General features: G+C 61.2%; 9 protein-coding genes and 1 tRNA gene. 3 read left to right on the forward strand and 7 right to left on the reverse strand.

Annotation, left to right across the window (positions count from 1 at the left end):
* The first annotated feature begins 156 nt into the window (after window positions 1-156).
* Together ilvC and AAF555_11530 are read left to right on the forward strand one after the other, a co-directional pair.
* Window positions 157-1,185 carry a ketol-acid reductoisomerase gene (gene ilvC, locus AAF555_11525; GenBank protein MEM6912195.1) on the forward strand — a complete coding sequence of 343 codons (1,029 nt, stop codon included), beginning with the start codon at window positions 157-159 and terminating at the stop codon, window positions 1,183-1,185.
* Window positions 1,186-1,262: 77 nt separating this feature from the next.
* A complete protein-coding gene (locus AAF555_11530) occupies window positions 1,263-1,988 on the forward strand; it encodes an HAD-IB family phosphatase (GenBank protein ID MEM6912196.1) in 726 nt (241 codons plus the stop codon).
* Window positions 1,989-2,086: 98 nt separating this feature from the next.
* Here the strand turns inward: AAF555_11530 and AAF555_11535 are convergent, their stop codons facing one another.
* From AAF555_11535 to proS, 7 genes are all read right to left on the reverse strand, one after another.
* Window positions 2,087-3,349: a pyruvate dehydrogenase complex dihydrolipoamide acetyltransferase gene (locus tag AAF555_11535; protein MEM6912197.1), complete on the reverse strand. Its 1,263-nt coding sequence runs from the start codon at window positions 3,347-3,349 to the stop codon at window positions 2,087-2,089.
* Window positions 3,350-3,393: 44 nt separating this feature from the next.
* Window positions 3,394-4,377 carry an alpha-ketoacid dehydrogenase subunit beta gene (locus AAF555_11540; GenBank protein MEM6912198.1) on the reverse strand — a complete coding sequence of 328 codons (984 nt, stop codon included), beginning with the start codon at window positions 4,375-4,377 and terminating at the stop codon, window positions 3,394-3,396.
* Between the two features lie 21 nt (window positions 4,378-4,398).
* Window positions 4,399-5,460 (reverse strand): thiamine pyrophosphate-dependent enzyme, encoded by a 1,062-nt coding sequence (locus tag AAF555_11545; GenBank protein ID MEM6912199.1) that lies wholly within the window; start codon window positions 5,458-5,460, stop codon window positions 4,399-4,401.
* 97 nt (window positions 5,461-5,557) lie between these two features.
* Window positions 5,558-6,169 carry a DUF6580 family putative transport protein gene (locus AAF555_11550; GenBank protein ID MEM6912200.1) on the reverse strand — a complete coding sequence of 204 codons (612 nt, stop codon included), beginning with the start codon at window positions 6,167-6,169 and terminating at the stop codon, window positions 5,558-5,560.
* 186 nt (window positions 6,170-6,355) lie between these two features.
* Window positions 6,356-6,447 (reverse strand) — tRNA-Ser (locus AAF555_11555).
* 118 nt (window positions 6,448-6,565) lie between these two features.
* On the reverse strand, window positions 6,566-7,150 hold the full coding sequence (locus AAF555_11560; protein ID MEM6912201.1) for a YdeI/OmpD-associated family protein: 585 nt from the start codon (window positions 7,148-7,150) through the stop codon (window positions 6,566-6,568).
* Window positions 7,151-7,285: 135 nt separating this feature from the next.
* Window positions 7,286-8,815 (reverse strand): proline--tRNA ligase, encoded by a 1,530-nt coding sequence (gene proS, locus AAF555_11565; protein ID MEM6912202.1) that lies wholly within the window; start codon window positions 8,813-8,815, stop codon window positions 7,286-7,288.
* 337 nt (window positions 8,816-9,152) lie between these two features.
* On the opposite strand from proS, the gene AAF555_11570 reads away from it, so the two are divergent.
* Window positions 9,153-10,778 (forward strand): FtsX-like permease family protein, encoded by a 1,626-nt coding sequence (locus AAF555_11570; protein MEM6912203.1) that lies wholly within the window; start codon window positions 9,153-9,155, stop codon window positions 10,776-10,778.
* The last annotated feature ends 175 nt before the right edge of the window (window positions 10,779-10,953 follow it).

The raw sequence follows: 10,953 nt of genomic DNA on the forward strand, positions 1-10,953 counted from the left end.
CGTCGCGCCTTGGTCTGGCCCGAAATCCACTCGGCCATTCTACCAGCCAATTCGGCAGCTTGGTATAAGGGCTGGGGTCTTCCCGCTTTTCCAAGTTGACCCCCAGCGCAATCCCCGCTACCCCTTTCGCCCCCGAAAAAACGGGGATTCCCCATCATGGCAGCGAAAATTTACACGGATAGTGACGCAGATCTCAAAGTGCTCGAAGGCAAGACTTGCGCCGTCATCGGCTTCGGATCCCAGGGCCACGCTCACGCCCTCAATCTCAAGGAAAGTGGCGTCCAAGTCGTGATCGGCCTTTATGAGGGCAGCAAGTCTTGGGAGCCAGCCGAAAAGCTGGGCTTTCAGGTCATGCTGAGCGCGGAGGCGGTCAAAGCGGCCGATGTCGTGATGGTGGCGGTGCCGGACACGGCCATTCCGAAAGTCTATGGAGCCGACATCGCTCCCAATCTCGATAGCAACAAGACGCTTCTTTTTTCCCACGGTTTTGCCGTCCACTTCGAAACCATCGTGCCGCCCAAGGATGTCAATGTCATCATGGTGGCGCCGAAGGGCCCCGGGCACACCGTCCGCAGCCAATACCAGGAGGGTAAGGGCGTGCCCAGCTTGATCGCCATTCACCAAGACGTGAACGGCAAGGCGCGCGAGATCGCTCTCGCTTGGGCCAAGGGCATTGGGGGAACCAAGGGCGGGGTCTTCGAAACGACCTTCAAGGAGGAGACCGAAACCGATCTCTTCGGCGAGCAAACGGTGCTCTGCGGGGGGGCCAGCGCGCTCGTGAAAGCGGGCTTTGAGGTGCTGGTGGAAGCAGGCTACCAGCCGGAAATGGCCTACTTCGAGTGTCTCCACGAGCTGAAACTGATCGTAGACCTCATGAATGAATCGGGCATCGCTGGCATGCGCTTCTCCATTTCGGAAACAGCCGAGTGGGGGGACGTGGTGGTGGGCCCCAAGATCATCACCGACGACGTGAAGGACAAGATGCGCCTGGCCCTCAAGGAGATTCAGGACGGGACCTTCGCCAAAAAGTGGATCGCCGAGAATGAGGCGGGCCAGCCCACTTTCACCCAGATCCGGGAAGAGGAAGCGGCTCACCCCATCGAGGAGGTGGGAACGCGCTTGCGGGCGCTCATGCCTTGGATTGGCAAGCGCGATCTCGCGGGAGCGCAAGCGAGCTACTCCTGAGCGCGCCTTCTTGAGGAAAATCTTTCTTGCAACGGCGGCCCGCGTGGCCGCCGTTTTCGTGTTTCCTCCCTGACTCCATGCCCGGCTACGCCTTTTTCGACCTCGATGGCACCCTGCTCCCTGGGGACACCCAGATGCTTTTTGCCCAGCAGGTGATCCGGCGGGAACCGCGTCGTCGTTGGCACCTGGCCCTGGTGGCCTTTGGCCTGCCTTTGGTGCCCCTGGTGGGGGCCCGCGGTCTCAAGCGTCTCTATTTCTCCTTTCTCTGGAAGCTCCCCGCCCACCGCATCTGGGACTTGGTGGATGAGTTTGTGGAGGAGCTGATCCCGCGGCACTGCTTCGCGGAGATGCTGCGGGAGATCGACCGCCACCGCTACGAAGGACGGACGCTCATCCTGAACACGGCCAGTCCCGGCCTCTACGCCGAAGCCATCGCTCGCAAACTGGAATTCGATGAATGTGTCAGCACCCCCATGCGCCTGCGCGACCCCATGCCCCTTCTGCCCGAAATAGAGGGTCCCAATAACAAGAGAGCGGCCAAGCTTCCTCCCATGAAAGCCTTTCTCCCGACGGGCTTTGATCCGGCCGATCCCCAAGCGCTGCCAGACAGTTGGGCCTACACCGACAGCGCCAACGATCTCCCGCTCCTTCGTTGCGCTGAAAATAGAGTGGTGGTGCACCCCAGCGAAAAACTGGCTGCCCTGGCCGAAGCCGAAGGCTGGGAAATCAAGCGACCCGATTTTCCCTCAGGCTACCAAGAAGGGAAGCTGGCGAGGGTGGAGCAGATGCTGGGGTTGTCTTAGGGGGAGGTTTCAGGTTTCAGGCGCGCGGACGTTCTCTCCCTGGATCCGGCAGCTTTGGGTGAAGGCGAGCTCTTTGCAAATGCTCTGGACGGCGCTCGCTAGACGAGCATTAGGGCTGGTTTCTCGATCCGCTTTTTGAGCTCGGCCATGAAGGTGGCGGCGAGGGCTCCGTCGACGACTCGGTGGTCGACGCTTAAGCCGAGCCACATCCGGGTGCCGATTTGGAGTTCGCCATTTTCCACGACCGGTTCCTGTTTGGCCGCGCCCACGCTTACGATGCAGGCTTGAGGCGGATTGATGATGGCGTCGAAGTGGTCGATGCCCCAAGCGCCCAAGTTGCTGACGGTGATGGTGCCGCCGTCATACTCATTGGGCTTGAGTTTGCCCTCCTTGGCCCGCACGGCGAAGTCTTTCACGGCTTGGCTGATCCCCAAGAGGGACTGGCTGCCGGCGTCTTTGATGACCGGGGTCACCAGGCCATCGGGGACGGAGATCGCGACAGAGACGCCGATTTGGGCAAACTTTACGATGGAGTCTCCGTTCCAAGAGGCATTCACGGCCGGTACGGCCTTCAGGGCGCTGATGACCGCCATGAGGATGAAGTCGTTCACAGTGTATTTGTTAGGCGACTCTTTGCCCTCTTGGGAGGCATTGATCTCTTTGCGGATTTTGAGGAGGGGGGCGGCGTCGACTTGGAGTCGAAGGTAGAAGTGGGGGACCTGTTGTTTGGAGCCCACCAGGTTGCGCGCGATGATTTCGCGGAGCGAGCTGTTCGGCTCGACCACATCCCCTTCCTTGACGACCGGCAGGACGCCGGGCTGCACACTGACCCCGCCCGAAGGAGCGCTGCCGGCCCGGGCGGCCGGAGCGGGCTTGAAGTTCTCCACGTCTTTTTTGACGATGCGTCCTCCCGGGCCGGTGCCGGAGACTTGCGTGAGGTCGATCCCTTTTTCGGCGGCGATTTTGCGGGCCAGGGGCGAGGATTTGATTTTTTCTCCGGAGGAGCTGGCCGGTTTCGGGGCTTCCGTTTCCGGGGCGCTGGCCGCGGAGCTCTCTTCTTTCTTTTCCTCCGCCTGGGGCGGGGCGGCGGTAGCAGCGCCGGGGCTGGCGGGCGCTTCTTCTCCCTCTTCCACCAGCACGGCAAGGGCAGCGCCGACCGGTGCTTTCTCCCCGCCTTGGACGTAGATTTTTCCGAGGATGCCTTCGTCGAAGGCCTCCATTTCCATAGTGGCTTTGTCGGTTTCGACTTCTGCGATGATGTCGCCGATTTCCACTTTGTCTCCCTCCTCGACTTGCCATGCGAGGAGGGTGCCCTCGGTCATGGTGTCGCTCAGTTTGGGCATTTCGATGAAGGTGGCCATGGGTCGCGGTGCTGGGTGAGGAAGACGAAAGGAGAGGGTTCCTGTCAGGCGATCTGAAGGACCTTTTCGACGATTCGCTTGGGGTTTGGAAGTTGCTCGTTCTCGACGTAGGGCGAGTAGATGGCGGGGGCGTCCACGGTGGTGACCCGGAGGATGGGGGCGTCCAAGTGATCGAAGGCTTCTTCTTGGATGAGGGTGGCCACCATGGCGGAGACGCCGCCAAAGCCTTTGCTTTCGTCGACCAGGACGGCTCGATTGGTTTTGGCGACGGTTTCGAGGATGGCGTCCACGTCCAACGGGCGGATGGAGCGGAGGTCGAGCACTTCGGCCTGGATGCCATGTTCGCTCTCCAGGGTTTGCGCTGCTTCCAGTGCTTGGATGACGGAGCGGCCATGGGCGATGAGGGAGAGATCGCTGCCCTCCCGTTTTACCTCCGCTTTTCCGAGCGGCACGAGGTGATCGCCTGCGTCGGCCTCCGGGACTTCGCCCTCGGTTCCGTAGAGAAGGGTGTTTTCCATGACGTAGACGGGGTCGTTGTCACGGATGGCCGCTTTCATGAGTCCCTTGGCATCGGCCGGGGTGGCGGGGGCGCAGACTTTTAAGCCCGGGAAGGCTGCGAAGAGTCCTTCCGGGATGTGGGAGTGGGTCGCCCCCACATTGGTGCCGCCATTGGCGGGCCCGCGCACCACGATGGGCACATGGATGAGGCCGCCGGACATGTAGCGGACGCAGGCGGCATTGTTCACGAGTTGGTCAAAAGCTACGCTGTGGAAGCTCCAGAACATCAGTTCCATGACGGGGCGCACGCCCAGCATGGAGGCACCGATGCCCATGCCAATGAATCCGGCTTCCGAGATGGGGGTGTCCACGATGCGCTTGTCTCCCCATTTTTCCCAGAGGCCTTCGGTGACTTTGTAGGCCCCATTGTATTGAGCGACCTCTTCGCCCATGATGACGACGTTTTCGTCCCGCTGGAGTTCCTCGTCGAGCCCTTCGCGAAGGGCGTGGCGGTATAGCATGGTGCGCATGATGGAGCGAAAAAGGCGGTCTCAGAAAAAGTGGCGACCGATCTGGGAGGCTTCGGTCTGGTTGTCGGTTTCCCAGTAAACGTCTTCCATGATGGACTCGACGGTGGGGGGGGCGGAGCTGTCTGCGAAGTCGTGAGAGGCATTGGCTTCCTTTTTGGCCTCGGTGTCGATGTCCTCCGCTTCCTCGTCCGTCAGGACTCCCTCGGCGACCAGTTGGCGTCGCCAGTGACGAAGGGGATCGTGCTCGGCCTGGTATTTTTTGATCTCTTCGGCGGCCCGATACTTCTTGTGATTGGCATCGGCGATGGAGTGCCCGTAGTAGCGGTAGGTGTCGATCTCGAGAAGCGTCGGCTTGCTTTCCTTGCGAGCCCGCTCGAGGGCGATCTGGGTTTTGGCCCGGACTTCGTAGAGATGCTCTCCATTCACGACGTCCCAAGCCATGTTGTAGCCCTCGGCTCGCTTGGCCAGGAATTTGGGATAGGAGGAACTGCGGACTTGGCTCGTGCCCATGGAATAGCCATTGTTCTCGATGATGAAGATAACAGGGATTTCAAAGAGGGCGGCCAGGTTGAGGCTTTCGTGGAAGGCGCCTTGGTTGACAGCGCCGTCTCCCATGTAGCAGAGGGCCGCCCCTTCCAGACCCTGGTATTTCAGGCCGTAGCCGAGGCCGAGGCCGAGTGGTGTTTGCCCGGCCACGATGCCGTGACCGCCCCAATAATTTTTCTCGGGAGCGAAGAAGTGCATGGAGCCCCCTTTGCCCTTGGAGCAACCGGTGGCCTTGCCATAGAGCTCGGCCATGCATTCGTTCATGCCCATGCCGGCGGCGATGGCGTGGCCGTGGTCGCGATAGGCGGTGATGACGTGGTCGTGGTCCCCGCAGAGGGACATCGTCCCCACAGCGACCGATTCCTGTCCGATGTAGAGGTGGAGGAAGCCTCCCATCTTGCCCGCGTTGTAGTATTTCAGCGCCACCTGCTCGAAGCGGCGAATGCGGAACATCAATCGGAGCAGGGCGATCTTGTCCTCTGGGGAGAGGGATTGATTGATCTCAGCTTGGGAAAAATCTTCTTTCTTTTTGGGCACGGAATCGAGGAGGAAACAGTTGGCGACCCGAGTGAGCGGGACGCGGCATCTTTAGGGAGGAGAGGGGAGCCTGCCAGTAGAATTTTATCGAGCCCACCTAGGGGGAGGGCTGTCGAGAGGCCGTGGCCTCGCGGGCGAGCTTGGCGACCCGAGCTTTCCCCGGAGAATGGACGACGCCCCACCAATAGACGGTCGTGAACAAGACGTTTCCAATGAGGGAATTGCGGAAGAACCACCAAGTGGGGAGCACGGCCTCGGGCGGGCCCGTCCAGAAGGCCTCTTGCAATCCGGTCAGGTTTTTGGGGTAGAGGTCGCTTCCCAGCCAAGAGAAGGCATTGGTGAGAAGATAAAAAAGAAGGGCCGCACCTAGGCTGCCTCCCAGTGTCAGCAGGAAGCCGGCCTGGCGCTTTTGAAGAGCCCGCCCTATCAGCCAAGCGAGCGCCAGGGCGAGCAAGGCCACCAGGCCCGACCACGCAAAAAGAGGCCCCCCGTAAGCGAGATTGAGAGCCAGCCCGGTCACGAAAAACACGGCCAAGAGCCAGGTCAGGGAGGCTCGGCCAGGCAGGAAACGGCCACCCAGGAGGAGGCAGGCCGCAAAAGGCGAAAAATTGACCCACTCCAGCGGAAAAGAAGCACCAGCCAGACGAAAGAGGGCCAGGCTACCCAGCAGGACGGCAAAGGCCAAGACAGGCGTTCGGTCGGTCGACATGCCAGGAGAGTAGCAGGGTGGGCACGATTCTCAATCCAGCATCAGGGGGAACTCCTCCTGCGGAGTTCCCTTTTGTAGGTTACTTGCTTCGCAAGGGGGCACTCGAACTTGGTTGGGCTTTGCCCAAGGGCTCTCGGCCCACCCCTGTTAAGCCAGAAGCCAGGGCCCCTGTGGGACCCTGGATTCTGGCGGAAGGGGTGGGATTCGAACCCACGGTGACATCGCTGCCACGCTCGATTTCGAGTCGAGTGCCTTCGACCGGACTCAGCCACCCTTCCAAGAGGTTCACTTTCTCCTACTGGGGAGGGAAGGTGGCTGCCTTCTTGGTTTTGGCAAGCAAAGGTTCGCTTGCTGGTGGCAGCCCCTGCCTCTTTCCTCGTCTCAAAATAAGCTCCATCATTTTTTCGCTCCCGTCCCAGAGGCTCGCTCGTTTCGCTCGGCTTTCGCGACGGTTTCTAGAATGCGCCGAGCTCGGGTTTCTTTCCGCTTGGCTAGTTCGATCCAACGCAGGATGTCCCGGCGGGCTGAGGGTGGGAAGGCCTCGAAGTGCTTGAGGGCTGGGGGGACTTTCTTTAAGGCCTCCCCCAGATCCTGGGGGACTCGCAAGGCGTCCACTTCCCGAAAGGCTTCCCAGCCGCCGCTCGCTTGGGCCGCTTGCACCGCTCGCAGTCCGGCCGAGTGCATTTTGCCCTCTTTCAGGAGTCGTTGGTAACGGACTTGGTAGCTTTGGGACCATTTGTCCGTCTTCCTGGGAGCGAGCAGTTGCATGGTCCGCTCTTCGTCGAGCACTTTGCGCCGACCGTCCACCCATCCAAAGGCCACGCAGGCATCCACGATTTCAGTGTTAGGGAGGTATTTTTCCGGCCGGCATTTTTTGTAGGTCACCAGCCAGATGCTTTCCGGCTGGGCGTGGTGGGCTTCGAACCAGGTGCGCAGTTGCTCGGCGCTGGTGACTTGGACCCGTTCCAAGTCGTCGATCATGGCCGCCCCTCCTCGGGCAAGAATTCCAAGAGACTCCCGCGAGCGACCGCATGCCAGGAGCCCGCTCTTCTGCTCGATTTGCAGGGAGAGGTGTGGAGAAGCGGCCCGGCTCTCATTTGATGGGGCGGCGTGGTTTTAGTAGGCGCGGGCGAAGAGGGCCATCTGCTGGGCGGGCTGGCCGGTCAGCAGGCAGGCGGCACCGTCCGGGGCTTGGCCGAGAGGGCCTTTCGGGAGGCAGCGGATGGTGATTTTGTGCTTTTTGCTCAAGGCTTCTTCTTCCTCGCGATGGCCGGCCCAGGGGACAAGGCACCACTGCGCTTCCCCACCCGGGGAGAAGTTCGCCTCGAAGGCCTGTCTGCTTTCCGGGCGGAGGAGATTTTCGTCGCGGAAGGTGGTGGCCTTTTGCAGGAGACTCTGGTGGATTTCTTCCAGGATTTCTTCGGCTTGGCGGAGGAAGTCTTCGCGAGCCATGAAGGATTTTTCGGCGGGTGGTTGGTCGCGTCGATTGACGCAGACTTTCCGGCTTTCGAGGTCGCGCGGACCGATTTCGAGTCGGAGGGGGACGCCTTTTTTGATCCAATCCCATTTCCTCTGCCCGCCGGGGAGATCCCGGTCATCGACCGCCACCCGCACTGGCTCTTGGCGAAAGCGACATTCCAGACGGAGCGTTTCCGCGAGGGCCTCGCAGGCCTCCCGGATGGCTTGGGCGCTTTCCGGTTTGGGGGTGATGGGGAGGAGGACGATTTGGGTGGGGGCGACCGAGGGCGGGAGGAGGAGGCCATCGTCATCCCCATGGGCCATGATGAGGGTGCCAATCATCCGGGTGGAGACGCCCCAACTGGTGGTCCAGGCGTGCTGGGAGCTGTTGTCCCGCCCGACGAAGCGGATGTCTTGCGCTTTCGCGAAGTTTTGCCCGAGGAAGTGGGAGGTGCCGGCTTGGATGGCTTTCTTGTCCTGCACCATGGCTTCGACGGTCAGGGTGATTTCCGCGCCGGGAAAGCGTTCCGCTTCCGTCTTTTCTCCCGCGATGACTGGGATGGCCAGGTGCTCGCGGAGGAAGTCTTGGTAGACGCCTTGCATTTTGACTGTTTCTTCCAGAGCCTCCTCCTCGGTTTCGTGGGCGGTGTGGCCCTCTTGCCAGAGAAATTCAGCGGTCCGGAGAAAGAGGCGAGGACGCATTTCCCAGCGCATGACGTTGGCCCATTGATTGATGAGAAGAGGGAGGTCCCGGTAGCTCTGCGTCCAGCGGGCGAAGGCGGCGCCGATGACGGTTTCGGAGGTGGGGCGGATGATGTAGGGCTCGCTCAGCTGGCCGCTGGGAACCATTTTGGTGCGGCCGTCCTCCTGTTTTTCCGCCTCCAAGCGGTGATGGGTCACCACGGCGCATTCGGTCGCGAAGCCCTCGGCGTGCTCGGCTTCTTTTTCAAGGTAACTCAGGGGGATGAGGAGGGGGAAGTAGGCGTTTTGGTGGCCGGTGGCCTTGAAGCGATCATCCAAGATGCGCTGCATGCGTTCCCAGATGCCGTAGCCCCAGGGCTTGATGACCATGCAGCCGCGGACCTCCGAGTTCTCCGCCATGTCGGCCGCCTTGATGACCTGCTGGTACCACTCCGGAAAGTCTTCGGCGCGGGTGGGCTGGATGGCGTTTTGGGGTGCCTTGGGCATGGCCTTGATCTACGAGCGATTGCCCGCAAGGCAATCGAGAATCCCGGCTTTGCCGAGGGGCTGATACCAACCTCCAGAATTCACTGGAAGAATGGAGGGAAGGTGATGTAGGGAAGAGGCGCTGAAGCGCGGGGAAGGGAGAGCCGGTGTCTTTCGAGCCAGCCCTGCATTGCTCCTTGGTTACGGTGCCTGCACCGCGCCCTCGTCGCGCCTTGGTCTGGCCCGAAATCCACTCGGCCATTCTACCAGCCAATTCGGCAGCTTGGCATGATAGGCTTGCTGCTTGCATCCTCTCTCGGAATCGAGAGGGTGGCGCGGGCCGTGGCGGTCCTCCGGCATGCGCGCTCCTTTCTCCCTTTTTCTGGCCCTGCGCTACCTGCGACCCAAGCGCAGCGTGGTTTCGGTGGTGACGGTTTTTTCGGTAGTGGGGGTGATGCTCGGGGTCTGGATCATGACGGTGGTGATCGCGGTCATGCATGGCTTTGAGGAGGAGGTGACCGAGCGCCTTCTGGGGTATGAGCCGCATATTTTGCTGGAAGCGAAGTATGATCCGCAAGCGGGGGCCTTCCCGATTGTCGATTGGAAGGGCGTGGGGGCCTTGGGCGAGCGGGCTTCCGAGGCGGTCGAGGCCAGCTACCCCATCGTGGAAGGCAAGGTGTTCCTGGATTTCAACGGCCGCCGCGATGCCCATCTGATGCGGGCCATCACGGACGATGATCCAGAGCAGCGCCGGAAGTTGGAGGAGTCCATGGGGGGGCAGGCTTTCGATTTCGCCCAGGCGCTGGGGAATCCTTCGGCGGATGGGCCGATGTTGATGGGTTCGGTTTTGGCTGAGAGTTTGGGGGTGCGCGTGGGGGATACGGTCACGATTTATTCGCCGGGCAATCTCAACGATGTCTTGGATGCGTTCACGGATCTGGAGCGTCCTCCGTTGGCGGAGTTGCAGCCGGAGTCGGCCCAATCCCTTTTGGAGACGTTTGCAGAGAACGGTCGCTCCGAGGGCGAGCGTTTGCTTTTCCCTGAGGTCCGGGCGCAGGAGATGGAGGCGCTTCTCATTCGTCTATTGGGTGAGGATCTTCGCAAGTCGGACCGAGAGGCGATCCTTGAGCTGCTCGATTTTCTGGACTTCCCGCTGGCGGTCGAGGGAGAGGAACGGGCTTTTGAGAAGGCGAGGGCGCGTGAGGTTTTCGCGATGCTGGATCGCTTGGCCACGCCGCCGGATCCGGCCGAGGAGGAAGACGCGCTCGCTCAACTGAAGTCGCTCGTGCTGCCCAAGGAGCTGGAGGTGATCGGGCTTTTCAAGAGCACACCCTTGAGCCCAGCGGTCCTGGTGCCGATTCATGTGGGGCAAGAGCTGTATTCGCTCAGGGATTCGGTCCATGGAGTGGCCCTGCGAACCAAGGATGCCTACCGAGCCGAGCGGACGGCTTTGGCGCTCCAAGAGCAGCTTCCAGAGGGTCTTTACGCGACTTCGTGGATCCAAAAATTCGATCTTTGGTTCAGCGCCATTCGGCGGGAGCGCTCGATGATGTATGTGCTGCTGTTTTTCATCTGCATCGTGGCGGCCTTTTGCATCATGATCACGCTTTTCACCTCCACGTTCCAGAAGCGGAAGGAGATCGGGGTCATGAAGGCCCTGGGCGCGCGCATGTCGCAGATCGTGTGGGTTTTCCTGTCCCAGGGCGTGGCGGTGGGCGCGGTGGGGGCGGCCATGGGGGCGCTTTTGGCGAAGGCGACGGTGGCCAATCTGCCGGGGATTCAGAATTTTCTCAAACGCTTGGGAATCGATCCCTTTCCGGCCGAGGTCTACGGGCTGGACGAGGGCATCCCCGCCAAGCTGATGGCGATGGATATGTTTCTGATCGCTCTCTCCGCCTTAGTGGTCTGCACGCTTGGGGCCATGATTCCGGCTCTTTTTGCGGCCCGCCTCGATCCGGCGAAAGCCCTTCGCAGCGACCAATAATACCAACCTCCAGAATTCACTGGTAGAATGGAGAGGAGGTGTTGTGGGGAAGAGGCGCTGAAGCGCGGGGAAGGAAGAGCCGGTGTCTTTCGAGCCAGCGCTGCGTTGCTCCTCGGTTACGGTGCCTGCACCGCGCCCTCGTCGCGCCTTGGTCTGGCCCGAAATCCACTCGGCC

This window comes from Verrucomicrobiota bacterium (genome assembly GCA_039027815.1).
Taxonomy (GTDB): Bacteria; Verrucomicrobiota; Verrucomicrobiia; order Verrucomicrobiales; family JBCCJK01; genus JBCCJK01.

What these genes read in the sequence shown, in the direction of transcription:
- ilvC (MEM6912195.1), top strand. Translation starts at nt 157, where the DNA reads ATGGCAGCGAAAATTTACACGGATAGTGACGCAGATCTCAAAGTGCTC.
- AAF555_11530 (MEM6912196.1), top strand. Translation starts at nt 1,263, where the DNA reads ATGCCCGGCTACGCCTTTTTCGACCTCGATGGCACCCTGCTCCCTGGG.
- AAF555_11535 (MEM6912197.1), bottom strand. Translation starts at nt 3,349, where the DNA reads ATGGCCACCTTCATCGAAATGCCCAAACTGAGCGACACCATGACCGAG.
- AAF555_11540 (MEM6912198.1), bottom strand. Translation starts at nt 4,377, where the DNA reads ATGCGCACCATGCTATACCGCCACGCCCTTCGCGAAGGGCTCGACGAG.
- AAF555_11550 (MEM6912200.1), bottom strand. Translation starts at nt 6,169, where the DNA reads ATGTCGACCGACCGAACGCCTGTCTTGGCCTTTGCCGTCCTGCTGGGT.
- AAF555_11560 (MEM6912201.1), bottom strand. Translation starts at nt 7,150, where the DNA reads ATGATCGACGACTTGGAACGGGTCCAAGTCACCAGCGCCGAGCAACTG.
- proS (MEM6912202.1), bottom strand. Translation starts at nt 8,815, where the DNA reads ATGCCCAAGGCACCCCAAAACGCCATCCAGCCCACCCGCGCCGAAGAC.
- AAF555_11570 (MEM6912203.1), top strand. Translation starts at nt 9,153, where the DNA reads ATGCGCGCTCCTTTCTCCCTTTTTCTGGCCCTGCGCTACCTGCGACCC.